Source organism: Streptomyces sp. NPDC058525 (assembly GCF_042719495.1).
In the GTDB taxonomy this organism is placed as follows: domain Bacteria; phylum Actinomycetota; class Actinomycetes; order Streptomycetales; family Streptomycetaceae; genus Streptomyces.
In genome coordinates this window covers 1-25,233 of the sequence record NZ_JBHXNP010000126.1, presented here as the reverse complement: position 1 = coordinate 25,233, position 25,233 = coordinate 1, and the positions used below count along the sequence as shown (strand labels likewise).

Genomic DNA, 25,233 nt, shown 5'->3' with positions numbered 1-25,233 from the left:
CCGGCGATGCGCCTCAGAGACAGCTCCGGTGGCGCGGCGTCCGGCGGCGCACCCTCCGGCGGCGCACCCTCCGGCGGCGCACCCTCCGGCGGCGCACCCTCCGGCGGCGCGGCGTCCGGCGGCGCGGCGTCCGGCGGCGCGGCGTCCGGCGGCGCGGCGTCCGGCGCGGCGTCCGGCGCGGCGTCCTCCGGCGGCTCGTCTGCCGGGCGGCAGGCCGGTGTGCCGGGCGGTGTGCAGGCCGGTGTGCCGGGCGGTGTGCCGGGCGGTGTGCCGGGCGACTGGGACGGCGGCTGGCGCATGACGTCGGCGCCCCGGCTGACCGTGTCGCGCGCGCCGCTGGGCGTCAGCGACGGGCTGGCCTTCCGGTCCGGCCTGGCCGCGTGGCGCGATCCGTCGTTCGACACCGGGCTCGCCCACGCCGTGCTGCCGTCGGCCCCGGCCGGCCTCGTGCGCGGGGTCGCCCGCCCCACCACCGCACGCCCCACCCCGGCCTCCGCCTCCAACGGCGGCCCGCTGCTGCTGCGCGCCCTGCGCCACCCGTCCGAGCCGGAACCCACGGCCGGGGCCGGCTCGCAGGCACAGCTCACCCACGTACGAACCACGGCTCCGACCACCCCCCGCGAGCCCGCCACCGCACCGAAGCCCGACACCCCGCAGATCTCCCGCCGCACCCGCCCGGGCGCCACCTCACCGGGCACCTCGCCGTCCGGCTCGACCTCGTCCGGCTCCGGATCGCCCGGCGCTACGTCGACGCGCACCGGCTCGTCGCCCGGCTCGTCCCCGTCCGGGACCCGTTCGTCCAGCGGGCCGTCGCCCCGCACCGGCTCGTCGTCCGGCTCGGCCTCTTCCGGCTCCGGATCGCCCGGCGGGACGTCGTCCCGCACCGGCTCGTCATCCGGCTCGGCTTCTTCCGACTCCGCCTCCCCCGGGACCCGTTCATCCGGCGGGACGTCGTCGCGCACCGGCTCGTCGTCCGGCTCGTCCCCGTCCGGGACCCGTTCGTCCGGCGGGCCGTCGTCCCGCACCGGCTCGTCGCCCGGTTCCGCCTCGTCCGGTTCCGTCTCGTCCGGGACCCGTTCGCCCGGCGGGACGTCGTCGCGCACCGGCTCGTCGTCCGGCTCGACCTCGTCCGGTTCCGTCTCGCCCGGGACCCGTTCATCCGGCGGGACATCGTCCCGCAGCAGCTCGTCGTCCGGCTCGACCTCGTCCGGTTCCGTCTCGCCCGGGACCCGTTCATCCGGCGGGACATCGTCCCGCAGCAGCTCGTCGTCCGGCTCGACCTCGTCCGACTCCGCCTCCCCCGGGACCCGTTCGTCCGGCGGGCTGTCGCCTCGCACCGGCTCGTCGCCCGGGTCCGCCTCTGCCGGGGATCGTTCATCCAGCTCTCCCGCGTCCGGCGGGCCGTCGGCCGGCCGCGCTGCCTCCGGCGCTGGGTCGTCCGGGCCCGCCTCATCCGGCTCCCCTTCCTCCGGTGCTACGCCGTCCCGTGCCGCCTCGACCGGTCCGAGTGCCGCGGCTCCGCAGGGCCCGGTCCCGGGTGCGGCCGCGTCGGCCTCCCCGTCCGCTCCGGGGCCCGTCGTCGCGCGTGCCACCGCGCCCGGCGGCCCGCGGGAGGGCCGGTCGGGCGGTGGGGCGCCCGAAAGCCGTGGGCTGACGTCCACGCACGCCCCGGCCGTGCTCGGCTCCCCCGCTCCCGCCGTGCAGCGGGCGGCGGCCGCACCCGGCCGTGCGGCGACGCCGCCGAGCTTCCCGCTGGTCCGCCGGATCGCCGTGGTCCCTGGTGCGACCGCCGAAGGCGCCCCGCCGGCCCGCGCGGCATCCGCCGGGCCCGCCGCGAAGACTCCGTCGGGCCCGCCCGTCCAGCGGGCGGCCGCGAACCCCACCGCATCCGGCTCCGGCTCCGCCCCCGAGGCCCCCCAGGCTGCCGGCACCCCCTCGCCCCGCGCCGAGGCCGTGCACACGGCGGTCCGGCCGCGCCCGGTCGGCCGTACGCTGACCGTGGCCCGGGTGCCCGCCGCACCCAGGCGCCGCGTGTCCGTCGTACGTGCCACGCACGCGCCGGTCACGAACACGGCCGGCTCGGACACCCCCGTGCAGCGTGCGGAAAGCCGTGCACCGCTCGGCACCCCGTCGGCGGAACTCCCGGGCACGGCCACCCCGTCGGCCGGCTCCGCGCCGACACCCGGCTCGGCCCCGGCCGCCGCTCCGGCGATGCCCATGGTCCAGCGCCAGGCGGAACCCGCGGCCGACGGCCCGGCCCCGGCCGACGCCAAGACCCCCGTACAGCGCGAACTGCCCTCCACCGCAGTGCCGTCGGCCCGCTCCACAGCGGCGACCGGATCCGTACCCACCCCCGGGATGCCGATCGTGCAGCGCCAGGCGGAGTCCGCGGCCGACGGCGCGACCCCCGTACAACGTGCGCAGACCCGCGCCCCCCTCGGCGCACCCCTCACCGAACTGCCCGCCACCGCAGTGCCGTCGGCCCGCTCCACAGCGGCGACCGGATCCGTACCCACCCCCGGGATGCCGATCGTCCAGCGTCAGGCAGAACCCACCCCCGACGCCCCGGCCCCGGCCCCGGCCCCGGCCCCGACCCCGGAACGCTCCGCTCCGCGCATGCGCAGCGGGCTGGGAGCGCCGCTGCCCGCGCTGCCGCCGAGCGCCGCGCCGCCGCTGTCCCCCTCGTCCCCGTCCCGCGCCGCGCGGCCCGGCTTCCCCGCCGACGTCCAGCGCGCGCCCGCGCCCTCGTCCGTCCACGCCCCCCTGCTGGGCGCGGGCGACGCGCAGAGCCCTGCCCCCGCACGGGCCGCCGCGGCTCCCGCGTCCGGCGGCCCGGCCGGCGCTCCCCCGCTCGTGCAGCGGGCCGCCGCCTCGCCGGACCTCCCGGCCCCGGCCGGGCCCGGCGCCCCCGCCACGTCCCGGCGCCCCGGCGGGTCCTCGCCGGCCCGCCGTACCGGCGGCCCGGTCCCGCTGGTCGTCGCCCGGCGCGTCACCGACCCGAGCGGAGCCCCGCGCCCCGACCGCGACGCGGCCGTGCCCGTGCCCCGTACCCTTCAGCTCCTGTCGGCGCGGCCGCTGCCCCTCGACACCCGTGACATGGGGAGCGCGGCCGCCCCCGCTCCCCGTCCGGCGGGCCGGCCCGTGGTCGCGGCGCGCTGGCCTTCCCCGTCCGCCGCGCCGCAGCAGGTCCAGCGCGCCGCCGACGGGCCGCGGCCGACGACCGCGCCGGCACCCGCCTCCGCCGCTCCGGGCCACGGCCCCCGGCCCGTGCACGCCGTGCGTCCGGGACCCGCCCACCTCCCGGCCGCGCCCCTGCCGGTGACCGGTGCGCACGCGGCGCCGCTCGTGGTCCAGCCGTCCGCGGTGGCCTCGTCGTCGGCGCAGCCCGTCCCGGTGGTGCGGCCCAGGGCTCCGGCCCCCGCAGGCCCCCCGCCCGTCCCCGGCCCCGCGCTCCCGCCGGGCACGCCGCCGGTGCAACGCGACACGGGCGGCGGCCGGAGCGCTCCCGGCCCGGTCAGCGTCCAGACCGCCCCGCCCGCACCCCGCGGCGGCAACAGCCGCCCGGCCACGACCACGGGCAAGACGACGGGCAAGACGACGGGCTCCACCGCCTCGGGCCGCCACGAGCGTTCGGGCGCGGCCGCGTCCCAGGTCCCCGACGCCGACCTGGACGATCTGGCCCGCCGGCTGCTCGATCCGGTCGCCCGCCTGCTGCGCACCGAGCTGCGGCGCGGCCGGGAACGCGCCGGCCGGCCCTTCGACGGACGCCGCTGAGCGCGCCGCGCACACGTACGAACGAGAAACGGACGACGGACCGATGACGGACAACATCTTCGCGACCAGCGTGTTCTTCCGGCTGGCGATCGGCGGCAACGACCTGGGCGCCTTCCACACCTGCTCCGGCATGGGCGCCGAGGTCGAGATGGAGAGCTACGCCGAGGGCGGCAACAACGGCTTCACCTGGCAGCTCCCGGGCCGCGTGACCTGGTCGAACATCACCCTCACCCGGCCCGTCACCGCCGACACCGCGAAGATCGGCCGCTGGCTGGACGAGACGCTGCGCCGGGTCGAGCCGAAGGACGGCGAGATCGTGGCGCTGCGGCCCGACCTGAGCCGGATCATCAGCTGGCAGGTGTTCGGGATCGTCCCGGTCCGGTGGCAGGGCCCGTCCTTCGACCCCGCCAACTCGGCCGCCGCGGTGGAGACGTTGGAGATCGCCCACGCGGGCCTGCTGCCCTCCTGACGGCCCCGGCCCCGGCCCCGACCCCGGCCCCCTCCTGACCGCCCGCGCCGCCCACCCCCCGTCCGTCCTCTTCGCCGCCCCCGCTCCGGAAGGGAGCCCACGCCATGGCCTCATCGGCACGCGCCAGCCGCGCCAGGGCCCAGCTCACCCTCAAAGAGCCCCCCACCTCGGTCGGCGCCAAGCCGGGCGGGACGATCGCGAAGCTCGACCTCCAGTTCAACCCCTCGACCCTGCAACTGGGCAAGACCACCGAATGGCGGCGGTCCCCGTCCCGGATGGCCGGCCAGTCGGCGCTGCCCGAGTTCGTGGGCAGCGGTCCGCGCACCCTGAGCCTGGACGTGTTCCTCGACGCCACCGCCACCCACGACAACTCGGTGGAGCAGGCGGTGGAGAAGCTGATGAAGGCCTGCGTGCCGACCCCGGCCAGCCTCGGCCGCAAGAAGCCGGCGAGCCCCTGGGTGCGCTTCGAGTGGGGCAGCGCACGTACGACCTCGTTCGACGGGGTCCTGTCGAACCTGTCGGTGTCGTACACGCTCTTCGACGTGGACGGCAAGCCGCTGCGGGCCACCTGCTCGCTGTCCATCGAGGAGGCGAGCGTCGACCCGCCGGGCCAGAACCCGACCTCCGGCTCACGCACCGCCCGCAGCACGCACATCGTGGTGGCGGGCGACAGCCTGGCGATGCTGGCCTGGCGCGAGTACGGGGACGCGACGGCCTGGCGGGCCATCGCGGAGGCCAACGGCATCGACGACCCGATGGCGCTGGTCCCCGGCACCGAGCTCGTGGTGCCGGGCGTACAGGACGAAGACGGCGGCGAGGAGCAGCGGTGAGCGGATCCGAACCAGGGGGACGGTCGTTCGCGGCCGACCCGATCGTGGAGGCACCCGGCGAACTGCCGCCGGTGTGGGCCGCGCAGCTGGTGAGCTGTGTGGTCGACGAGAACGTGGGCCTGCCCGACACCGCGGTGCTCACCTACCGCGACCCCGACCACGAGTTCCTGCGCGCCACCGGCATCACCATCGGCTCCCCGCTGCGGGTGTCGGTGACGACGGTGAAGGGGCAGGCCCGGGAGCGGCTGTTCAACGGCGAGGTCACGGCCCTGGAGATCGACCGGGACCGCACCGGCTCGTTCACCGTCGTACGCGCCTACTCCAAGGCGCACCGCCTCCAGCGCGGCCGCAAGGTCGTGGCGTACCGCAACATGACGGCCGCCGCCATCGTCCGCAAGGTCGCCGCCGGCGCCGGGCTGGCCGTCGGGAAGGTGGAGGCCGCGCCGGTGACGTACAAGCAGCTGTCGCAGGCGAACGTCTCCGACTGGGACTTCCTGCAGTTCCTCGCGGGCGAGAGCGGCGCGCAGGTGCGCATCGACGACAAGGGGCTGCTCCAGTTCACCCGGCCCGTGAAGGCCTCCGGTGCGCCCGCCCCGTCCACGTCGGCGACGCGCAACCCGATGGTCCTGGAGTACGGGCGCAACCTCCTCGCCCTGCGCGCCGCGCTGTCGGCCGCGGACGGCGCCTCCACGGTGCAGGTGCGCGGCTGGGACGTGACGACCAAGCGGCCGCTGATCGCCGAGCAGCCGTCCGTGGTCAGCGACACCGTCGTGCCCGGTCTCGGCCCGCAGCTCGCCGCCCGGTTCGGCAAGTCCTCCGTGGCCGTCACCGACACCCCGTACCGCACGCAGGCCGAGACGATGGCGGCCGCGAAAGCGGCGGCGGCGCAGACCAGTGCCGGTTTCGGCGAGCTGGAGGCGGTGGCCGAGGGGAATCCGCTGCTGCGGGCGGGCAAGCCGGTGGCGCTCGGCAACGTGGGGCAGGCGTTCTCCGGCCGGTACACGGCCACCGCCGTGCAGCACGTCCTGGAGCCGCACGGCGGCTACCGCACCACCGTGTGGGTCAGCGCCAGCCCGGACCGCTCCCTGACCGGCCTGGTGACCGGCGCCAACGCGCCGGGACGCGGCCCGCGCATCCCCGGTCTGGCGATCGGCGTGGTGACGGACGTGCGCGAGCCGAACGGCTCCCAACGCGGCGCGGTCCGCCTGAAGTTCCCCTGGCTCGACGACACCTACGTCACCGACTGGGTGCGCACCGTCCAGTGGGGCGGCAAGGGCGGCGGCGGCGTGGTGAGCCCCGAGGTCAACGACGAGGTCCTGGTCGGCTTCGAGCAGGGGCTCCTCGACAGCCCGTACGTCCTCGGCGGGCTCTACAACGGCGTGGACCAGCCCTCGCCGCACGACGTGCCGCTGATCGACAAGACCAGCGGCAAGGTCAACCGCCGCTCGGTGGTGTCCCGTTCGGGCCACCGCGTGGAGCTGCTGGACGCGGCCGCCCCGGGCCCCTCCGGCCTGCGGCTGGTCACCGGGGACGAGCGGCTCGAAGTACGCATGGACGACCGCCGGGACCGGATCGAGCTCACCGTGTACGCCGGCCGGGGCCGCCCCCTGACCTCGGTCCTCCTGGACAAGACCGGCATCACCCTGGACGCCGGGAAGGGCACCGTGAAGGTCTCCGGCCGGCAGGTCGACATCGACGGCACGGCCGGGGTCAGCATCGGCGGCCGGTCGGTGAAGGTGAACGGCACCGCGGACGTCACCGTCAACGGCGGCCTGCTCGCCGTACTCAAGGCCCGGCTCATCCGGATCAATTGACCCCCGCCCCCTGACTCCCGTACCCCGACCGCCTTCCCGAGGAGCACCCGATGCCAGCCGCAGCCCGTACCGGCGACCCCACCAACCACGGTGGCCGGCTCGCCACGCCGCCGCCCGGCGCCGCCGCGGCGGTCGCGACGGTGCTGATCGGCGGCCGGCCCGCCGCCGTCGTGGGCAGCCTGCACGTCTGCGTCGTCCCGCCGCACGCGGCCATGGGACCGGCCAACGTGATCATGCCCAACCCGGCCGCCGCCATCGCGGGGGCCGTGCTCATCGGCGGGCTGCCCGCTGCCCGGGCGCGCGACCAGACCGCGTGCGGCGCGATGGTCCTGACCGGCGCGCCGAACGTACTGATCGGGGGCGTGTGATGAGCGAACGGTTCATCGGACGCGGCTGGGCCTTCCCGCTGCGCGTCGGCCCGACCGGCGGGATCGCCATGGTCGAGCGGGAGCGGGAGCTGGAGGAGGCCATCCGCCTCGTGCTGGGCACCGCGCCCGGCGAGCGGCCGATGCGGCCCGAATTCGGCTGCGGCATCCACGAGTACGTCTTCGCCCCCGGCGACGGCGACACCGCCGGGCGCGTCGCCCAGCAGGTGCGCGAGGCGCTGGAGCGGTGGGAGCCCCGGATCGCGGTGGACGAGGTCGTCGTGGCCTTCGACTCCGTCGAGGCGGGCACCCTCTACATCGATGTGCACTACACGGTGCGCACCACCAACGACCGGCGCAACCTGGTCTTCCCCTTCTACACGATCCCCTCCGAGGAGGGGGCCGAGGAAATGGTCGCGGACTGATGGCCCTGCCCTCCCCCAACCTGGACGACCGACGGTTCCAGCAGCTCGTCGACGAGGCGAAGCGGTACGTGCAGCAGCGCGCCCCGGAGTGGACCGACCACAACGTCTCCGACCCGGGCGTCACCCTGATCGAGACGTTCGCCTACCTCGTCGACCAGCTGCTGTACCGGCTGAACCGGGTCCCGGACAAGAACTACCTGGTGTTCCTCGACCTGTTGGGCATCCAGCTGTACCCGCCGTCGGCCGCCCTCGCCGACGTCGACTTCTGGCTGTCAGCTCCGCAGCCCGACACGGTGACCCTGCCCGCGGGCACCGAGGTGACCACCGCGGCCGGCGAGACCGAGGAGGCCGTGGTCTTCGCCACCACCGAAGATCTGCGCATCGTGCCCAGCGAGCTGACGCGCCTGGTCACCGCGCCCCGCACCGGTGACCTGACCGACCGGACCGGCGCGCTCGCCGAGGGCCGCGACATCCCGTGCTTCCAGGCCACGCCCGAGCCCGGCGACGCGCTGCTGTTCGGCCTGCCGACCGCCGTACCGCGCTGCGTGGTCGCGGTGCGCCTCGACAGCCGCGTCGAGGGCGTCGGCGTAGACCCGCGCCAGCCCCCGCTGGTGTGGGAGGCCTGGGACGGCGGCCGGTGGCAGCGCTGCGAGACCGACTCCGACAGCACCGGCGGCCTGAACCGGCCCGGCGAGGTCATCGTGTACGTGCCCGCCGGGCACGCCGCCTCGCTGATCAGCGGCACCCGCGCGGGCTGGCTGCGCTGCCGGGTCACCGAACCGGAGCCCGGCCAGCCGTTCTACTCGGAGTCGCCGACCGTGCGCGAGGCCTCCGTCTTCACCGTCGGCGGCACGATGACCGTCGAGCACGCCGAGCGCGTGGCCGACGTACCGCTCGGCGCGTCCGAGGGGGTGGCGGGGCAGACCTTCCGGCTCGGCCGCCCGCCCGTACTGCTCGACGGGGAGCCCCCGGTCGTGGAGGTGTCCTCCCCCGAGGGCTGGCAGCGCTGGGACGTGGTGGACCACTTCGGCCGCTCGCGGCCCGAGGACCGGCACGTGCGCGTCGACGCCACCACCGGCGAGTTCACGTTTCCGCCGGTGCTCCGCGAGGCCGACGGCACCCTGCGCCCCTGCGGCGCCGTACCGCCCAAGGGCTCGCAGGTCCGCGTGGCCCGCTACCGCACCGGGGGCGGCCCCGCGGGCAACGTCTCGCGCGGGGCCATCTCCGTACTGCGCAGCTCCGTCCCGTACGTCGCCCGCGTCGCCAACCGGGAGGCGGCGCGCGGCGGTGTCGCCGGGGAGACGATCGACAACGCCAAACTGCGGGCCCCGGAGACGCTGCGCATGCAGGAGCGCGCGGTGACCGCCGAGGACTACGAGATCATCGCCCGTCAGGCGGCGCCCTCGGTGCGCCGGGTCCGCTGCCTGCCCGACCGGGACGGCGGCGGGGGCCCAGGCGCGGTACGGGTCCTGGTCGTACCGGACGCGGTGGCCGACGAGGGCGACGACCGGCTCCGCTTCGAGCAGCTGATCCCCTCCGACCAGGTGCTCACCGCCATCACCCGCACCCTCGACGAACGCCGCCTGATCGGCACCCGCCTCGTCGTGGAACCGCCCGTCTACCAGGGCGTCACCGTCGTCGCCCGGCTGTCGGCGCCCGCCGGGGACGCCGACCGGGTGCGCGAGGCGGCTCTCGCCGCCCTGTTCCGCCACCTCAACCCGCTGCACGGCGGGCCCGACGGGGCCGGCTGGCCGTTCGGGCGGCCCGTGCAGTACGGCGAGGTGTTCGGCGTACTGCAACGCGCCATCGGGGACGTCCTGGTGGAGGAGATACGGATGTTCGCCGCCGACCCGATCACGGGCCGGCGCGGGGCCCCCGTCGACCGCATCGACCTCGGCCCGGGCGCGCTGGTCTTCTCGTACCAGCACCAGGTCGTCGTCACGTCGCCGGAGCCGGAGGTGCGCGGATGAGCCGGGCCGCCGTCCCGGGCCTGCCCAGCCGGCACCCGATCGGCGAGCAGCTGCCCGCGCTGTACGCCGACGACGACTTCGCCCAGCGGTTCACGGCGGGCCTGGACACGGTCCTGGCCCCGGTGTTCTCCGTCCTCGACAACCTGCCCGCCTACTTCGACCCCCGGCTGGCCCCGGCCGACTTCCTGCCCTGGCTGGCCACCTGGGTCGGCGGCGTCGACGACCCGCGGTGGCCGCTGGAGCTGCGCCGCGAGGCGGTGGCGCGCGCGGTGGAACTGCACCGCCGGCGCGGCACCCGGCGCGGCCTGACCGAGGCCCTGCGCCTGATCCTGGGCGTATCCGCCGAGGTCAGCGGCGACGGCGCCGCCACCTGGTCCCGCACACCCGGCACCGACCTGCCGGCCGCGCCCGCGCAGGAGGTCCTGATCCGGGTCTGGCCGCTCCACGACGGCGGCCCGGCCCATGCGGTGGACGCGGACCGCGTCCACGCCCTGATCCGCACCCTGTGCCCCGTCCACACGGTCTGCCGGGTGGAGGTCCTGCCGGGCCCGCCCGAAGGTGAGAAAAGGTGACGACCATGCGCGCGTGCCCCGTATGCGGAGCCTCCAACACCCCCACGGACGACTTCTGCACCAACTGCGGCGCCTACCTAGGCTGGTCAGACCCCACCCCCACCCCCACCCAGCCGCCCCGGGCCGGGGCAGCCCTGCCCCAGCCAGACCTGGCCGAGGCAGACACACCCCAGCCACCCCCGCCCCAGCCGGACCCAGCCCCCGCAGACCCACCCCAGCCGGGCACGCCCGAAGCAAACTCCGGCCAGGCAGGCGCGCTGCGGGCGGGCTCTGCCCAGGCAGGCCCGGCCCAAGGGGACACGCCCCGGGAGGGCACGCCCGAAGCAAGCTCCGGCCAGGCAGGCGCGGTGCGGGCAGGCTCTGCCCAGGCAGGCCCGGCCCAGACAGCCCCGACCCAGCCGGGCCCGGCCCGGTCGGGCCCGCCCGAGGGGGCCACGCCCCGGCAGGGCTCTGCCCAAGCGGGCCCGGCCCAGCAGCGCATCGCTCGGCCCGACACGGCCGGGGAGGCCACACACGGCGAGGGCACGCCCCAATCGGGCTCCGCCCAGGCAGGATCGGCCTACGCAGACGCACCCCAGCCGAGCCCGTACCCGGAGACCACCGCCCAGGCCGGCCCGGCCGGAACGGGCACGGCCCAGTCGGGCACGCCCGAGGGGGCCACGCCCCGGCAGGGCTCTGCCCAAGCGCGCCCGGCCCAGCAGGGGACCCCCGACACGGCCAGGGAGGCCACACACGGCGAGGGCACGCCCCAAGCAGGCTCCGCCCAGGCAGGCACGGCGCTTACGGGCACGCCCGGGGCAGGCCTGACTCAAGCAGATCCGACTCAGTCGGGCACGCCCGAGGGGGCCACGCCCCGGGAGGGCTCAGCCCAACAGGGCACCGTCGCCGGGGCCACGGCACGGCCAGGCCCGGCCCGGGCGGACAACGCCCAAGCAGGCCCCACCCGGGAGGGCACGGCCCAGGGCACGCCCCTAGCGACCAGCACCCGGCAGGGTACGGCCGGGGAGGACGCGTCCCGAGCGGCCACGGCACAGCCAGACTCGCCCCAAGCGGGCCCGCCCCAGGAGGGCTCGGCCCGATCAGGCCCCGCACGGGAAGGCTCGGCCCAGGGGGCCGCGCCCCGTGACGGCACGGCCCAACAGGGCACGGGTGAAGGGCCCATGGCCGGGGAGCACGCCACCCGACGGGGCGTACCCCAAGCGCGCGCAGAGCAAGCGGGCACAGCCCGGGAGGCCACCCCGCAGGCAGGCGCAACCCGGGAAGCCGCATCCTATGCGGACACCGCCCGGGACGGCGCGGCCCACGCGGGCACCGCCCGGGAAGCCGCCCAGGCGGACACCGCCCGGGGCGGCACGGGCCAAGCGGGCGCAGCCCGGGACGGCACGGGCCAAGCGGGCGCAGCCCGGGACGGCGCGGCCCAGGCGGGCACTGCCCGGGACGGCGCGGCCGAAGCGGACGCAGCCCTGGAAGCAGCGGCCGGAGGGGCCACGCCCCAACAGGGCACGCCTCGCGAAGCCACCGCACCAGCAGGCACGGTTCAGGAGGGCACGGCCCGAGAGGGCGCCCCCCGGGCAACCCCTGCCCGGGAGGGCAACACCCAAGCGGGCGTGGCCCCGGCGGGCAGCGCCCACGGGGTCACGGCCCGGGAGGGCGCCGCTCAGGGGGCGTCCCAAGAGGCCGTCACACAAGCAGGCTCTGCGTCGGCCGGCACGGCAGCGGCGGGCAGTGCCCACGCGGGTGCGGGTCACGTGGCATCGCGACCGGAAGGGGCGGCCCCGGAGGAGGGGGCTGGCTCTCGGGCGGGCGACGGGGCGGGGGCAGGCCTGCCCGCGGGCCCCGGCGCGGAGTCGTCGGCCGCACCCAACCGCGCGGGACTTCGGCAGCCCGAACCGGCCGCACCCAACTCCCCGCAATCCGGCGCGGAGTCGTCAGCCTCGCCCGACCGCGCGGGACTTCGGCTGCCCTGGTCGCGCCAGCGGACCGAACCCGCCGCACCCAACTCCCCAGAGCCCGGCGCGGAGTCGTCAGCAGCCCCCGCCCGCACCGGCCCGCGGCTGCCCTGGTCTCGGCGGCAGCCCGAACCCGCCGCACCCAACTCCCCAGAGCCCGCCGCGGAGGCGTCAGCAGCCCCCGACCGCACCGGCCCGCGGCTGCCCTGGTCTCGGCGCCAGCCCGAACCGGCCGCGCCCAACTCCCCAGAGCTCGGCGCGGAGTCGTCAGCAGCCCCCGACCGCACCGGCCCGCGGCTGCCCTGGTCTCGGCGCCAGCCCGAACCGGCCGCACCCAACTCCCCGGAGACCGGCGCGGGGTCGCCGGTGCCCTGGTGGCGTCGGCAGTTCGACGCGGCCGCGGTCGCTGTCACCGGGGTCGGCCCGGCGGAGGCCGATGCGGCAGCCGCGTCGCAGGCTCCGGCAGGCGGCGGGGAGGGTCCGGCGGGGCAGGGGGCGGGTGGGGCGCAGGCGGGGCCCGCGGCCCGGCGGTCCTCCGACCCCGGTACGGCCTCCCCGGCCCCCCGGCCTCCCACCGCCGGCCCGACGCCCACCAGCCCGACGCCCACCAGCCCGGCACCCTCCGGCCCGGCACCCTCCGGCCCCGTGCCCGTCGTTCCCGTGCCCGTCGTTCCCGGGCCCATCGCCCCAGGGCCCGTCACCCCCGGGCCCATCACCCGCGGGCCCGTCACCCCAGGGCCCGTCACCCCCGGGCCCATCGCCCCCGGCCCCGTCGCCCCGGGCGCCGCCGGCCCCGCCCCCATCCCGCCCGCGGCAGCGTCCCCGGCTCCCGTTCAGCCCGCCAAGCCCGTCGCGCCGCGGCCCGTCGTGCGGGCCGCCGTGGTGAGTGAGGACGTGGGCGGGGTGCCGTGCCCGGCCTGCGGTACGCCCAATCCGCCCGACCGCCGCTTCTGCCGCCGCTGCGCGGCTCCGCTGACGCCCGCCGCCGCGCCCGCGCCCCTGCCGTGGTGGCGCACGGTCTGGCCGCTGCGCCGCCGCATCCGCGCCGGCTCCGGCCGGCTGGTGCGCTTCCTGGTGGTCCTGGCCGTCGTACTGGCCCTGTGCGCCGGCGGCTTCCTCCTGCTGCCTGCCGGCCGCCACCTGGTCCAGGACACCCTGGACAAACTCGGCAAGGCCAAGGCGGTGACCGCCACCCGCTCCGAGGCCGGCGCCGACCTGCCCGGGCACCCGGTGGGCCACGCCACGGACGGGCTCAGCAACCGCTACTGGGCCGCGCCCGGCCCCGGCGCCTCGGTGACGTACACCTTCGGCAAACCGTTCCGCCTGGTCGCCGTGATCATCACCAACGGCGCCTCGACCTCACCGGAGGACTACGCGAAGCAGGGCCGGGCCCTTCAGATCGACATGGAGGTGACGGACCGCGACGGCGTCAAGGTCAACAAGAAGCTCACCCTGAGCGACAAGCCCGGCCCGCAGACGTTCACCACCGGCATCAGCGACGTCACCACGGTCCGCCTGACCCTCGACGCCCCCGCCGGCCTGGCCCCGGACCGCCATGTCGCCCTGGCAGAAGTGGAGTTCTTCCAGCGCAGCTGACCGGCTGGCCTGGACTCCGCCCACGGCACGCGCGAGCGCACCGCGGAGGGGGACCCGTGAACCACCTGCTCACCGTCCCCGGCCGGTCGGCCGAGCCCGCGGCTCGGACCGACCTGGCCGCCGAGAGCGCTGTACGAGCGCCGGCACCTGGAGGAGTGGGTGATCGGGAACCCGTAGGTCCTGGGCGAGTCCGTACTCGTCGTCACCTCGGAGTACGACCGCCGGGCCGACACGGACGGGCCCGGTTCCGGTGGCCGGACGGCACCCGGACCGACACCCCCACACCCCCGAAGCCCTCCTGACGGCCGAGGGCGTCCCGCTGAGCGCGGGCATCGCCGCACCGTCCGCCCGCCTGTCCGTCCCCGAGCTCCAGCGCCCGGCCGAGGACTGAGCCCACGCACCCCCCGGCGCCGGAAAACCCGACACCGACACCCGGCACCGGCACCCGACACCGGCACCCGAAGCCCGGCGCCCGAAACCCGACACCCAGCACCCAGCACCCAGCACTCCGCACCCCGCACCCCGCACCCGGTGTCTGGCAGCCTTGGCGCATGGAATCCGTACTGCTGACTCCCTGGGCCGCCGGAGACTTCTGGCTGCTGGAGCGCAAGAACGACACCGCCATGACCCGGTACCTGGGCGGGCCGGAGACGGCCGGGAAGCTGCTCGACCGGCAGCGGCGGTACGAGGCACTGAGCGCGCGGGAGCGCGCGGCCGGGCGGATGTTCCGCGTGGTGCTGGAGGACACCGGGGAGAGCGTCGGGAGCGTCGGCTTCTGGGAGCGGGAGTGGCAGGGCGAGCCGGTGTACGAGTCCGGCTGGGGCGTCCTGCCCGAGTTCCAGGGCCGGGGCCTGGCCGTGGCCGCGGTGACGGCGGTCCTGGCCTACGCCCGGACCCACGGCACGCGCGACACCGTCCACGCCTTCCCCGGCACCGACCACGCGGCCTCGAACGCGGTCTGCCGCCGGGCGGGCTTCGAATGCCTCGGCGAGGTCGCCTTCGAGTACCCGCCCGGAGTCCCCCACCCCAGCTTCGACTGGCGCTACCGGCTCGATAGCGTCACCCCCACTCCCCCTCGATGATCGAGATGAGCGAGATGAGCGAGATGGGCCGGCCGCGGCCCGCCCACACCGCCGCGACCTCGTAATTCGCAGCATCCGCCGCCCGAGCAGTGGCATGCTGACAAGGTGAACGGACCCGGCATTCAGCTCACCCTCGCCCCCGAACTGCGCCTGTTCGCCGCGCCCAGCCGGCGCGGCGAACGCGTACCGACCGCGACCGACGGCGCCTCCAGCCTCGGCCACGTCGTCGAATCGGCCGGCGTCCCGCTCACCGAAGTCGGCCGCATCCTCGTCGACGGCCGCGAGGTGCCCGTCTCCTACGTGCCCCAAGACGGCCAGTCCGTCGAGGTGTTCGGAGTCGACCGCCCCCAGCCGGTCCCCGGCGCGCCGCTGCGCTTCCTCCTCGACGTGCACCTCGGCACCCTCGCCCGCCGCCTGCGCCTGCTCGGCGTCGACGCCGCCTACGAGAACGAGGACATCGGCGACCCGGCCCTGGCCACCCGCTCCGCCGCCGAGCAGCGCGTCCTGCTCTCCCGCGACCGCGGACTGCTGCGCCGCCGCGAGATCTTCGCCGGCGCCTACGTCTACAGCGACAACCCCGACGACCAACTGCGCGACATCCTCGGCAGGTTCGCACCCGCCCTCGCACCGTGGACCCGCTGCACCGCCTGCAACGGCCCGCTCCGCGAAGCCGACAAGGAGAGCGTCGGCGACCGCCTCGAACACGGCACGCACCGCTCCTACGACGTCTTCGCCGAGTGCACCGACTGCGAGCGCGTCTACTGGCGCGGCGCCCACCACGCCCGCCTGGAGCGGATCGTCGACGAGGCGCTCCTCGAATTCGGCACCGCCGATTCGGGGACCGTCTGACACCGAGCGGCGCGACACCGAGCGGCGCGACACCGCGCCCCGGAGGCCCGCGGCTGGCAGACTGCCGAGGCATGACCGCCGCACTGGGCACAGAGGACGCGCAGCACGCAGAGGACACCATCGACGTCGTCGTGGTCGGCGCCGGGCCCACCGGGCTGCTCCTCGCCGGTGACCTCGCCGCCGCCGGACTCTCCGTCACCCTCGTCGAACGCCGCCCGCGCACCGCCGCCAACCTCACCCGCGCCTTCGCCGTGCACGCCCGCACGCTCGAACTGCTCGACGCGCGCGGCCTCGCCGACGCACTCGTCTCCACCGGCCGGCGGATCGACCGCCTGAGCCCCTTCGGAGGCATGCCCATCTCCCTTCAACGACTGCGAACCCGCTACCCGTTCGTACTCATCACCCCTCAATATGAGACAGAGAAACTGCTCGAGCGCCGCGCGCTGTCCACAGGCACGGACATCCGATATGACAGTGAGCTCATCGGACTTAACCAGGACCGGGACACCGTCACCCTCGACCTGCGGCGCACCACCGACGGCGCCCGCACCACCCTCCACGCCCGCCACGCCGTCGGCACCGACGGCGTCCGCTCCACCATCCGCACCGCCCTCGGCCTGACCTTCCCCGGCCAGGCCGTCGTCCGCTCCATGATCCTCGCCGACGTCCGGCTGACCGACCCTCCCCAGGACCTCCTCGCCGTCAACGGCAACGCCGGCGCCTTCGGCTTCCTCGTCCCCTTCGGCGACGGCTGGTACCGCGCCATCGGCTGGCACCGCGACGGCCGCGCCCAGGACGACGACCCCGTCGAACTCGACGAACTGCGCACCATCATGCGCACCGCCCTCGGCACCGACCACGGCATGCACGACGCCCGCTGGATGTCCCGCTTCCACAGCGACGAACGCCAGGTCCCCCACTACCGCTCCGGCCGCGTCTTCCTCGCCGGCGACGCCGCGCACGTCCACTCCCCCGCCGGCGGCCTCGGCATGAACACCGGCCTCCAGGACGCCGCGAACCTCTCCTGGAAGCTCGCCGCCGTCCTCCACGGCCGCGCCCCCGACCCCGAGGCGCTCCTCGACAGCTACCACCGCGAACGCCACCCCGTCGGCCGCCTCGTCCTGCGCATCAGCGGCACCCTGGTCCGCGCCGTCATGGCCACCGGCCCCCTGCGCCGCACCGCCCGCAGCCTCGGCGCCGCCGTCCTCCCGCGCGTCGGCCCCGCCCAGGACCGCGCCCTCGGCCTGGTCTCCGGCATCGGGCTCGCCTACCCGCCCCCGCCCGGAGCCCGCCGCCCCGCCGGCCGGCGCGCCCCCGACCTCGCCCTCGAACCCGGCCCGCACGGACAGCGGCTCTACGAGGCCCTGCGCGGCGGCGGCTTCGTCCTGATCACCCCGCCCGGCCGGCCCACCCCGCCCGGAGCCCCGCTCGCCCACGTCCACTGGCGCACGGCCGGACGTACCGCCGCCCGCACCGACTGCGTCCTCGTACGCCCCGACGGGTACGTCGCCTGGAGCGCGCCCCGGGCCGCCGACACCGAACTCGCGGCGGCCGTGGCCGCCTGGCTCCTGCCCGCCGCCGCTGCCGCCCGTACCGCCGGCCCCGGTCAGAAGGCGTAGGCGTCGCCGGTGTCCAGCGCCAGCACCACGTGCTCGTCGTTGGCGTGGTTCCGGTCCGTCGCACCGCCGTTCCACCAGGTGTCGACCCGCACCACCACCTCCGGCGCCCGCTCCCGCAGCTCCAGCAGCAGCCCGATGTGCCGGCCGCGCCCCCGCAACGGCAGCGGCCCGGTCTCGCACACCACCTCCCGCGGCCCGACCCGCGCGCAGCCCTCCGACAGCTCCTGCCGGTCCGCCAGATCGGCCGAGAGCCGCACCCGCACCGTCGTATTGGGCAGCGCCGAAGGCCCCTCGTTCTGCGGGACCAGCCAGATCCGCAGCCGGCCGTGGGCCAGGGACACCCGCCCGTGGTACGCCACGTCGGCCTCCGGCCCCGCCCCCACCGACCCCGCGTCCACCGGGGCCGCGCCCGCGGGCACCGCCCCACCGAACGCCAGCAGCCCTGCCAGCACCACACTCCGTACGGCAACACGGCGCATCGCCACCACCTCCACGCGCGGACGCTAGCCACCACCCGGCCCAACCGGTCGGACCATCACACGAATGAGGGCGGGCCGTCCGGCCATTCGCCCGCACCACCCCGCACGGCACCACCCCTCACGGCCACCGCACACCTCACCGCCCTTGACCGCGCCCGACCACCCTCCCCATAGGCTTCCGGCCATGCTCATCGCACGCTCCGCCGCCCTCTTCGCCCTCGCCGCGCTCCTCGAGATCGGCGGCGCCTGGCTCGTCTGGCAAGGCGTCCGCGAGCACAAGGGATGGGCCTGGATCGGCGCCGGGGTCATCGCCCTCGGCCTCTACGGATTCGTCGCCACCCTCCAGCCCCAGGGCGACTTCGCCCGCGTCCTCGCCGCCTACGGCGGGGTCTTCGTCGCCGGATCCCTCGTCTGGGGCGCGGTCGCCGACGGCTACCGCCCCGACCGCTGGGACATCGTCGGCGCGCTCGTCTGCCTCGTCGGCATGGCCGTGATCATGTACGTTCCGCGGGGCCGCTGAGCCCGTCCTATGCTGGCGGGTAATCGCCCGTACGAACGAACGAGGAGCCCCGCACATGAGCACGGCCACCAAAACCGCCGTCGTCACCGGAGCGAGCAGCGGCATCGGTGCCGCCACCGCCCGGCAGCTCGCCGCGGCCGGCTACCACGTCGTCCTCACCGCCCGCCGCAAGGACCGCATCGAGGCGCTCGCCGCCGAGCTCACCGCGGCCGGCCACCGGGCCACCGCCCACGCCCTCGACGTCACCGACCGGCCCGCCGTCGACGCCTTCGCCACCGCCCTGGAGCGCTGCGACGTCCTGGTCAACAACGCGGGCGGCGCCCTCGGCGCCGAGCCCGTCGCCACCGGCGACCCCGCCGACTGGCGCACGATGTACGAGGTCAACGTCATCGGCACGCTCCACGTCACCCAGGCCCTGCTCCCCGCCCTCACCGCCTCCGGCGACGGCACGGTGGTCGTCCTGTCCTCCACCGCCGGCCACTCCACGTACGAGGGCGGCGCCGGCTACGTCGCCGCCAAGAACGGCGCCCGCGTCCTCGCCGAGACCCTCCGCCTGGAGATCGTCGGCCAGCCCGTCCGCGTCATCGAGATCGCCCCCGGAATGGTCAAGACCGAGGAGTTCGCGACCACCCGCTTCCGCGGCGACACCGAGAAGGCCGCCAAGGTGTACGCGGGCGTCGCCGAGCCCCTCTCCGCCGACGACGTGGCCGACACCATCACCTGGGCCGTGACCCGCCCCAGCCACGTCAACATCGACCTGCTGGTCGTCCGCCCCCGCGCCCAGGCCTCGAACACCAAGGTCCACCGCGAGCTCTAGGGCCGTCCGGCGGATCAGGATCGGACCGGCCGGGCCCTAGACCAGCCCCGCCGTCTTCAGATGCGGCATGAGGGCCGCCGGCTTCAGACCGGCGGCCTTCGCCGCGTCCAGCGCCCGCTGAAGGTCCGCCGCCAGCGTCGGCGTGAAGTGCAGCAGCACGATGTCACCGCTCCGCAGCCGCGGCGTCGGCGGCGTCTCGCCCCAGGTGGTGAAGTCGTACGTCCACGTCACCAGCGCCTTCACCCCGCACGCCTTCGCCGCGAGCCGCACCTCGTCGTTCACCGCCCCGTACGGCGGCCGCAGCAGCTTCGGCGTCCGCCCGAAGGCCGCCTGGAGCTGCTCCCCGGCCCCGCACACCTCGGCGTCCTTGCCGGCCGCGTCGAGCGTCGTCAGATCCGGGTGGTTGACCGTGTGGTTCTCCACACTGGCCCGCCCCTCCCCGATGAGCCGGGTGAAGTACTCCGTGTCGTACGAGGCCGCCCCCGGCAGCAGGAACAGCGACACCGGCACCCGCTTCTCCAGCAGGATGCGGGCGGCCTCCGGATCGTGGTTCCAGCCGTCGTCGATGGTGATGAAGACGACCTTCTCCTGCGTCGGCACACGGTTCACGACGGGCGGCAGCCCGACCCGCGCCTGCGCGGACCCGGCGGCCCCGAGGGCGAGCGACAACGACGCGAGCGCGGCGACAAGCACGCGAGATCTCCACATGCCGCACACCCTGGTCTAGACCAACTCGCGCCGTCAACCCCCCAGTTGGAACTCCCCGCCCGACACCGGCGACCCGGCGACCCGCGCCACCCGCACCGCCCGGACCGCCCGCACCGCCCGCACCGCCCGCACCGCCCGCTCAGGCATCCACGAGATCCTTCGCACCGAGCCGGCCGGAATCACCGGGCTCCCCGAGCTGCCCGGCCTCCCCGAGCTTGCCGCGCGCGAACTCCAGATTGCGCGCCACGCGCTCCCGCTCCCCCGCCGGCAGCTTGCCGCCCGCCAGGAGCCGTTCCGCGCACCGCGCCGACTCCTCGTACTCGCCGACCCAGTACGCCGCCACCGCCAGCTCGTCGAGAGCGCGCCACTCGTACCAGTCGAACTCCACGAACAGCACGTCGCTCGGGTACGGAATCCGCACCGCCTGCCGCGCGAACATGTACGCGAGCGGCCAGCGCTGCCCGTTGACACGGCACAGACGGGCCAGGTCGCCCAGCGCCTCCGCCCGCGAGGGCCGGCTCTCGTGCGCCCGCAGGAACCGGTCCACCACCTCGCCCGACGGCCGGCCCACCTCCACCGCGAGCCGTGCCGCGTACAGCCCGGCGCAGAACACCTCCTCGGCGAAACCCCCCATGGCCGCCCGCCGGTCGTACGCCTCGAGCGACTTCTCGGGCTCCCCCGCGTCCCGCCAGCTCTGCGCGAGGTAGAAGACGTAGCGCGCGTTGTCCGGCTCCCTCACCAGCCCCTGCTGGAGCAGCTCGGCATCGCGCAGGTACTTCGTCCGCTGGCCGTCCTCCCGCAGCCGCGCCCCGCCCCCCACCGAGAGGATGTTGGCGCCCACGAGCGTCCCGAGGCCGTACGGCCGCCCGCACTCGATGTACTCGTGCAGGATGCCGACGTAGCGCCACGGCAGCCGCGTGGAGACCAGCGCCGGACGCCAGTGGATGATCGGCCCGTCGTGCAGCGCGACCCGGTACGCGTCATGGGTCAGCGGCTGCATGCGGAAGCCCGGCGCCACCTCCATCAGGTCGTCCGCGTCGATGAACAGCAGGTAGTCCGCGTCACCACGGGCCATCGCGAGGTCGATCGCCTCGCTGCGGCTCGCGTCGAACCCCTTGAACGGGCTCTCGTACAGCGCGCCGGGCAGATCCCCGAGCACCTCGCGGATGACGTCCTGGGTGCCGTCCGTCGACCCCGTGTCCAGGATGACCCAGCTGTCGATCAGCGGGCGTACGGATTCGAGGCAGCGCCGGATGACCGGGGCCTCGTCCTTGACGATCATGTTCAGGCAGACCGTTGGTGTCACAGCCCATCCATCTCTGTGATGTCGGATGCAGATGCCGCTACCGGAGGGGCAGCGGGGGAACGAAGGCGTCGGGGACGGGAGCTACGGCTTGCGCTCCAGCAGCGTGACGGTCAGACCGCTGAGGTGCTCCGACCCGTAGGTGGTGTACCGCGCGCGCAGCGCCCTGGCCTGGGCCGCCGGAACGGCCTCCAGGGAATCCGGACCGTTGCCCGGGACCACCACCCAGATCCGGCTCTCGCCCTTCAGGCACGCGTCCGGACGGCCGCAATGGGTCGGATACAGCTCGGCGTTCTCGTCCGCCGTCGCCGCGAGGAACACCTCCGGCAGCCTCAGGTCGCGCCGGAGGTAGTACCGGACGCCCTGGTCGAGCATCCAGGGCGCACCCCGGACGTAGACCACGGCGTCCCCGGGGCGGTGGTACTTCTCGATCGTCCGCGCGGCGCCCGCGTAGTCCGCGGCGTGCGGGACGTCGTGCTCGAAGGCCCCCCGCATCCTGGTCTGGTCGGGGAGCACGAGGAGCGCGAGTACGGCCAGACCGACCGCGACCGGCAGCCAGGACGGCCGGGACGGCCCGGCGGACCCGGAGGCCTCGGCAGCCCCAGCCGCGGCAGCCTCGGCAGGCCCGGCAGGCCCGGCCCCGGCAGGCCGGGACGACGGCCGGGACGACGGCCGGGTGGCCACCGCCAGCCCCGCGCCCGCCGCCACCGCCCACGCCGGCACGGTGAACAGGACGTACTGGAACCGGAAGTAGGACACCGCCCCGTGCGACGCCGCCCACAGCACCAGCGGGGGCAGCACGGCCACCGCGAAGCACAGGACGAGCCCCTCCCGGGCCTCCCGCCACGCCAGCGCGGCCAGCGTGACCACCGCTCCGGCACACAGCGCCGACGCGAACACCTGCGGCCAGATCCCGACCAGCCCCCACCCGTCCGGCGCCGGCAGCCAGAACAGCTGGCGCGACGCCTGCGATCTGCCCAGCACCACCACCGGGACCACACAGACCGCACCCGCGGCCACCGCGAGGCCGAAGCCCCACAGACCGTCGCGCTCGCGCCGGACGAAGCGGAAGACCAGCAGGGCCAGATGCCCCAGCACCACGGTGAGCGCGACCAGGTGCAGCAGCCCGACGACCGCCACGCACCCGCCGTACGCCGCCCAGCGCCACCCGCTCCGGGGCCGATCCAGCGCCCGCAGCAGCAGGTACGTGGCCAAGGTCGCGGCCAGGACCACCAGCGCGTAGCCGCGGGCCTCCTGGCCGAACCGGCTCACGGCGGGGACCAGCGCGAAGAGCAGCCCGCCGCACAGTCCGGCGCGCCGGCCGAAGAGCCGGGCGCCGATCAGCGCCACGCACGCCGCCGCGCCGCTCATGGCCAGCGCCGAGGGCAGGCGCAGGGCGAGGTGCGAGTCGCCGAAGACGGCCATCCAGCCGTGCATCAGCAGGTAGTACGTGGCGTGCACGGCGTCGACGTTCCGCACCAGGGCCAGGATCCGGCCCGTGTCGCGTTCGCCGACGCTCCAGGTGACCAGCTCGTCGGTGCCCAGCTGGGGGCCGCTGATCCCGACGACCGCGACGGCCAGGGTGGCCGCCGCCGGCCACAGCCACAGCCCTGATCGCGCTCCGGGAAGGCGTCGTCCCCTTTCCCGGGGCCGGGCCTCCGCGTTCCGGGCAGGACGGATCAGAGTCGTCACGGAACAGTCATAGCGCCGCCGCGCCGCCACCCCGGGCTGGCCACGGACGGTGACTCCGGCATTCGCCTGATCGGCTCCGCAGCTCCCTCCGATGTGATGATCGGGTCTCGCGCCTCCCCGCATTCGGCGCGGGCTGCCCCAAGGATCCGGACGAAGCTCATGCGCTTCAGGTCAGTCCATCCGGTTCCACTAGGAGCACACACAGATGAGTCCTGAGCAGAGGACACCCCGTATGGGCCCGCTTCCCCGGCAGGGCAGGTGGGTCGCCGGCGGGGCCTTGGCATCACTGGCGATCGTGATGCTCGGCTTCGCCAACCCCGCGCTGGCGATCGCCGAGAGACCGCTGCCCGCCGGCCCGGTGCCGGTCGGCACGGCGGGCGGCGACAAGTGCCACGAGGGCAACGGCCCTGAGGGCCGCCCGGACCGCCCGGAGGGCCGCCCCGACCGCCCGGACCGCCCCGAGGGCCGGCCCGACCGCCCCGAAGGCCGCCCCGACGAAGGCCCGGGCGTCATGGGCTTCGGCGCGGACCGGCACGACAAGGGCGACTGCGAAGGCAGGCCCGGCCCCACGGGCCCCACGGGCCCAATGGGCGCGACGGGTGCCACCGGTGCCACGGGAGCCACGGGCGCGACAGGAGCCACGGGCGCCACAGGCCTCGACGGGGCCACGGGCGCCACCGGAGCCACCGGAGCCACCGGAGCCACAGGTGCAACGGGCGCCACCGGAGCAACAGGCGCGACCGGAGCCACCGGCGCCACCGGCCCCGGAGGCGGCCCCACCGGCCCCACGGGCCCGACCGGACCCACGGGCGCAACCGGGCCAACGGGACCCACGGGAGCCACCGGCCTGGACGGGGCCACGGGCGCAACGGGCGCCACAGGTGCCACGGGAGCCACAGGCGCGACCGGCCTGGACGGCGCCACCGGAGCAACAGGCCCGACCGGAGCCACCGGAGCCACGGGTGCAACAGGCGCCACCGGAGCCACGGGCGCGACGGGCGCAACCGGAGCCACCGGCCCCTGCGTCGCCATCTCCACCTCCTGGGACGAGGCGGAGGTCAAGTACAAGGCCGTCCTGACCCCCGACGGCACCGCATGGGCGGGCGTGTACGACTTCAACGCCGACAACCAGCCCGCCCCGGGCGTCCAGCCGGCCTACACCTGGTACAACCTCAGCTCCCCCTCCACGACCTACCCGGCCAACCCCTGCGGCATCACCATCGCGGAGACCGCCAACAGGATCATCGTCGAAGTGGTCACCACCGGCGGCCAGGTCTGGGAAACCACCTGCGACGTGGACCGGGGCGAGCCGGACCTGCTCGAGTGCCCGACCCCGCGCGTCTGGACCGCGGCCATCCCCCAGCCCCCGGGATCCTTCCTCCTCACCCAAGGCGCCCCCCTGAGGCCCGGCGTGACCGCACCCCCCAAGCCCGACAAGGGCCTCTCCAAGCTCAACATGCACCCCTGACCCACCAGCACCCCACCAACCCACCTGTGCCGTGCCCGGGCCCCTCCCGAGCACGGCACACGCGCGTGAGGGCCGGTTCCGGCCCGTACGGGTGAAGCCGAGCGGAATGTCCGCGACCGCGGCTACGCTCCGAAAGCGTGGGTCACGAAAAGGAGGAAGCTATGGCCGTGATACAGCACGAGACCACGATCGCGGAGGCCGCCGATCGACTCTCCAGGGAGCTTCCCGGGCACCGAGTGGAGATTCTCCAGGGGAGGCTCACCGTGACACCACCTGCCGACGGAGCACATGCCGAGTCGTTGACCTGGCTCATCGAGGAACTGCTCACCGCGGGCGCGCGCCGGGCCGGGCTGAAGTACCTGCAGGGCATCGGACTGTGGCTGCCCTCGGGGCCGACCGACTTCGCGGTCCCAGACCTCTCGCTCGTCGAGGCCGACTACCGGGACGCCCACGTGGAGAAGAACTGCTACGCCCCACACGTCTTCCGCATGGTCGTGGAGATCACCTCGTCCAACTGGGCCGACGACCTCGGCTCCAAGGTCGACTGCTACGCACAGGCAGGCGTCCCGGTCTACCTGGTCTCCGACCGCCGCCACGACGAGGCGGTCGTGTACACCGACCCCCGCGGGGGTGAGTACCGGTCCCGGAAGGCCTTCAAGCGCGGGTCGTCGTTCCCCCTCCCGGAGTCCCTCGGCATCACCCTTGAACTGCCCGTGGACCGGCTCCTCGACGGCGACGAGGACTGAGCCCACGGACGGGGAGAAGGGCCGGGGGCGTCCCCCGGCCCCGGCCCGCCACACCCCCGAAATACGCGCCCCGGCGGCCGCCCGGGACGCAGATGACCCAGTCTCTTATACACAACAGACGCTGCCGACGATAGGGGGGTTGAAGATCACGGTGGTCGCCGTGTCAGTAAAACGAGGCGTGGGGGC

21 protein-coding genes and 1 pseudogene are annotated in these 25,233 nt (G+C 75.6%); 17 read left to right on the top strand and 5 right to left on the bottom strand.

Features of this window, described 5'->3' with window-relative positions; genetic code table 11:
• Nucleotides 1-1,337 (bottom strand): annotated as a pseudogene (locus ACFWP3_RS37205) (hypothetical protein); the annotation flags it as partial.
• A gap of 337 nt (nucleotides 1,338-1,674) precedes the next feature.
• Here ACFWP3_RS37205 and ACFWP3_RS37200 point away from each other — a divergent pair.
• From ACFWP3_RS37200 to ACFWP3_RS37140, 13 genes are all read left to right on the top strand, one after another.
• Nucleotides 1,675-3,774: a hypothetical protein gene (locus ACFWP3_RS37200; protein ID WP_384230254.1), complete on the top strand. Its 2,100-nt coding sequence runs from the start codon at nucleotides 1,675-1,677 to the stop codon at nucleotides 3,772-3,774.
• 43 nt (nucleotides 3,775-3,817) lie between these two features.
• Complete coding sequence (locus ACFWP3_RS37195; protein ID WP_030664136.1) at nucleotides 3,818-4,243, top strand: phage tail protein; 426 nt, start codon at nucleotides 3,818-3,820, stop codon at nucleotides 4,241-4,243.
• 104 nt (nucleotides 4,244-4,347) lie between these two features.
• Complete coding sequence (locus ACFWP3_RS37190) at nucleotides 4,348-5,073, top strand: LysM peptidoglycan-binding domain-containing protein (RefSeq protein WP_384230251.1); 726 nt, start codon at nucleotides 4,348-4,350, stop codon at nucleotides 5,071-5,073.
• The gene (locus tag ACFWP3_RS37185) at nucleotides 5,070-6,887 is read left to right on the top strand and encodes a VgrG-related protein (RefSeq protein ID WP_384230249.1); all 1,818 of its coding nucleotides are present in this window, start codon (nucleotides 5,070-5,072) and stop codon (nucleotides 6,885-6,887) included. Before ACFWP3_RS37190 ends, ACFWP3_RS37185 begins: the two co-directional genes overlap by 4 nt.
• Before the next feature lie 50 nt (nucleotides 6,888-6,937).
• Nucleotides 6,938-7,255 (top strand): PAAR domain-containing protein, encoded by a 318-nt coding sequence (locus ACFWP3_RS37180; RefSeq protein ID WP_384230247.1) that lies wholly within the window; start codon nucleotides 6,938-6,940, stop codon nucleotides 7,253-7,255.
• Complete coding sequence (locus tag ACFWP3_RS37175; protein ID WP_030722541.1) at nucleotides 7,255-7,677, top strand: GPW/gp25 family protein; 423 nt, start codon at nucleotides 7,255-7,257, stop codon at nucleotides 7,675-7,677. Before ACFWP3_RS37180 ends, ACFWP3_RS37175 begins: the two co-directional genes overlap by 1 nt.
• Entirely contained in the window at nucleotides 7,677-9,647 is a 1,971-nt protein-coding gene (locus ACFWP3_RS37170) for a putative baseplate assembly protein (RefSeq protein WP_384230245.1), read from the top strand. Before ACFWP3_RS37175 ends, ACFWP3_RS37170 begins: the two co-directional genes overlap by 1 nt.
• A complete protein-coding gene (locus ACFWP3_RS37165) occupies nucleotides 9,644-10,219 on the top strand; it encodes a phage tail protein I (RefSeq protein WP_384230242.1) in 576 nt (191 codons plus the stop codon). The genes ACFWP3_RS37170 and ACFWP3_RS37165 overlap by 4 nt, the downstream gene beginning before the upstream one ends.
• Before the next feature lie 2,594 nt (nucleotides 10,220-12,813).
• The gene (locus ACFWP3_RS37160; RefSeq protein WP_384230240.1) at nucleotides 12,814-13,764 is read left to right on the top strand and encodes an NADase-type glycan-binding domain-containing protein; all 951 of its coding nucleotides are present in this window, start codon (nucleotides 12,814-12,816) and stop codon (nucleotides 13,762-13,764) included.
• A gap of 250 nt (nucleotides 13,765-14,014) precedes the next feature.
• The gene (locus ACFWP3_RS37155) at nucleotides 14,015-14,155 is read left to right on the top strand and encodes a hypothetical protein (protein WP_384230238.1); all 141 of its coding nucleotides are present in this window, start codon (nucleotides 14,015-14,017) and stop codon (nucleotides 14,153-14,155) included.
• A 160-nt stretch (nucleotides 14,156-14,315) separates the two neighbouring features.
• The gene (locus ACFWP3_RS37150) at nucleotides 14,316-14,846 is read left to right on the top strand and encodes a GNAT family N-acetyltransferase (RefSeq protein ID WP_384230235.1); all 531 of its coding nucleotides are present in this window, start codon (nucleotides 14,316-14,318) and stop codon (nucleotides 14,844-14,846) included.
• A gap of 105 nt (nucleotides 14,847-14,951) precedes the next feature.
• Nucleotides 14,952-15,695, top strand: coding sequence for a Mut7-C RNAse domain-containing protein (locus ACFWP3_RS37145; RefSeq protein WP_384230233.1), 744 nt, complete (start codon nucleotides 14,952-14,954; stop codon nucleotides 15,693-15,695).
• A 71-nt stretch (nucleotides 15,696-15,766) separates the two neighbouring features.
• Entirely contained in the window at nucleotides 15,767-17,314 is a 1,548-nt protein-coding gene (locus ACFWP3_RS37140; RefSeq protein ID WP_384230230.1) for an FAD-dependent oxidoreductase, read from the top strand.
• Here ACFWP3_RS37140 and ACFWP3_RS37135 read toward each other — a convergent pair.
• Entirely contained in the window at nucleotides 17,302-17,793 is a 492-nt protein-coding gene (locus ACFWP3_RS37135) for a hypothetical protein (RefSeq protein ID WP_384230229.1), read from the bottom strand. The genes ACFWP3_RS37140 and ACFWP3_RS37135 overlap by 13 nt on opposite strands.
• Before the next feature lie 184 nt (nucleotides 17,794-17,977).
• Between ACFWP3_RS37135 and ACFWP3_RS37130 the strand changes: the two genes are divergently transcribed.
• Nucleotides 17,978-18,313 (top strand): YnfA family protein, encoded by a 336-nt coding sequence (locus ACFWP3_RS37130; RefSeq protein ID WP_384230226.1) that lies wholly within the window; start codon nucleotides 17,978-17,980, stop codon nucleotides 18,311-18,313.
• A gap of 55 nt (nucleotides 18,314-18,368) precedes the next feature.
• Entirely contained in the window at nucleotides 18,369-19,130 is a 762-nt protein-coding gene (locus ACFWP3_RS37125; RefSeq protein WP_384230224.1) for an SDR family NAD(P)-dependent oxidoreductase, read from the top strand.
• Between the two features lie 36 nt (nucleotides 19,131-19,166).
• Here the strand turns inward: ACFWP3_RS37125 and ACFWP3_RS37120 are convergent, their stop codons facing one another.
• From ACFWP3_RS37120 to ACFWP3_RS37110, 3 genes are all read right to left on the bottom strand, one after another.
• Nucleotides 19,167-19,823 carry a polysaccharide deacetylase family protein gene (locus ACFWP3_RS37120; protein WP_384230222.1) on the bottom strand — a complete coding sequence of 219 codons (657 nt, stop codon included), beginning with the start codon at nucleotides 19,821-19,823 and terminating at the stop codon, nucleotides 19,167-19,169.
• 154 nt (nucleotides 19,824-19,977) lie between these two features.
• Nucleotides 19,978-21,144, bottom strand: a complete 1,167-nt coding sequence (locus tag ACFWP3_RS37115) for a glycosyltransferase (protein WP_384230220.1) — start codon at nucleotides 21,142-21,144, stop codon at nucleotides 19,978-19,980.
• Nucleotides 21,145-21,225: 81 nt separating this feature from the next.
• Complete coding sequence (locus ACFWP3_RS37110; protein WP_384230217.1) at nucleotides 21,226-22,833, bottom strand: glycosyltransferase family 39 protein; 1,608 nt, start codon at nucleotides 22,831-22,833, stop codon at nucleotides 21,226-21,228.
• A gap of 232 nt (nucleotides 22,834-23,065) precedes the next feature.
• Here ACFWP3_RS37110 and ACFWP3_RS37105 point away from each other — a divergent pair, with 232 nt between their 5' ends.
• The gene (locus tag ACFWP3_RS37105) at nucleotides 23,066-24,301 is read left to right on the top strand and encodes a hypothetical protein (protein ID WP_384230215.1); all 1,236 of its coding nucleotides are present in this window, start codon (nucleotides 23,066-23,068) and stop codon (nucleotides 24,299-24,301) included.
• Between the two features lie 161 nt (nucleotides 24,302-24,462).
• Nucleotides 24,463-25,047, top strand: coding sequence for a Uma2 family endonuclease (locus ACFWP3_RS37100; RefSeq protein WP_384230212.1), 585 nt, complete (start codon nucleotides 24,463-24,465; stop codon nucleotides 25,045-25,047).
• Nucleotides 25,048-25,233 lie beyond the last annotated feature (186 nt).

Coding starts and splice junctions, on each gene's coding strand:
- ACFWP3_RS37105 (WP_384230215.1), top strand. CDS start 23,066: ATGGGCCCGCTTCCCCGGCAGGGCAGGTGGGTCGCCGGCGGGGCCTTG.
- ACFWP3_RS37100 (WP_384230212.1), top strand. CDS start 24,463: ATGGCCGTGATACAGCACGAGACCACGATCGCGGAGGCCGCCGATCGA.
- ACFWP3_RS37135 (WP_384230229.1), bottom strand. CDS start 17,793: ATGCGCCGTGTTGCCGTACGGAGTGTGGTGCTGGCAGGGCTGCTGGCG.
- ACFWP3_RS37125 (WP_384230224.1), top strand. CDS start 18,369: ATGAGCACGGCCACCAAAACCGCCGTCGTCACCGGAGCGAGCAGCGGC.
- ACFWP3_RS37150 (WP_384230235.1), top strand. CDS start 14,316: ATGGAATCCGTACTGCTGACTCCCTGGGCCGCCGGAGACTTCTGGCTG.
- ACFWP3_RS37170 (WP_384230245.1), top strand. CDS start 7,677: ATGGCCCTGCCCTCCCCCAACCTGGACGACCGACGGTTCCAGCAGCTC.
- ACFWP3_RS37195 (WP_030664136.1), top strand. CDS start 3,818: ATGACGGACAACATCTTCGCGACCAGCGTGTTCTTCCGGCTGGCGATC.
- ACFWP3_RS37165 (WP_384230242.1), top strand. CDS start 9,644: ATGAGCCGGGCCGCCGTCCCGGGCCTGCCCAGCCGGCACCCGATCGGC.
- ACFWP3_RS37140 (WP_384230230.1), top strand. CDS start 15,767: ATGACCGCCGCACTGGGCACAGAGGACGCGCAGCACGCAGAGGACACC.
- ACFWP3_RS37190 (WP_384230251.1), top strand. CDS start 4,348: ATGGCCTCATCGGCACGCGCCAGCCGCGCCAGGGCCCAGCTCACCCTC.
- ACFWP3_RS37175 (WP_030722541.1), top strand. CDS start 7,255: ATGAGCGAACGGTTCATCGGACGCGGCTGGGCCTTCCCGCTGCGCGTC.
- ACFWP3_RS37130 (WP_384230226.1), top strand. CDS start 17,978: ATGCTCATCGCACGCTCCGCCGCCCTCTTCGCCCTCGCCGCGCTCCTC.
- ACFWP3_RS37180 (WP_384230247.1), top strand. CDS start 6,938: ATGCCAGCCGCAGCCCGTACCGGCGACCCCACCAACCACGGTGGCCGG.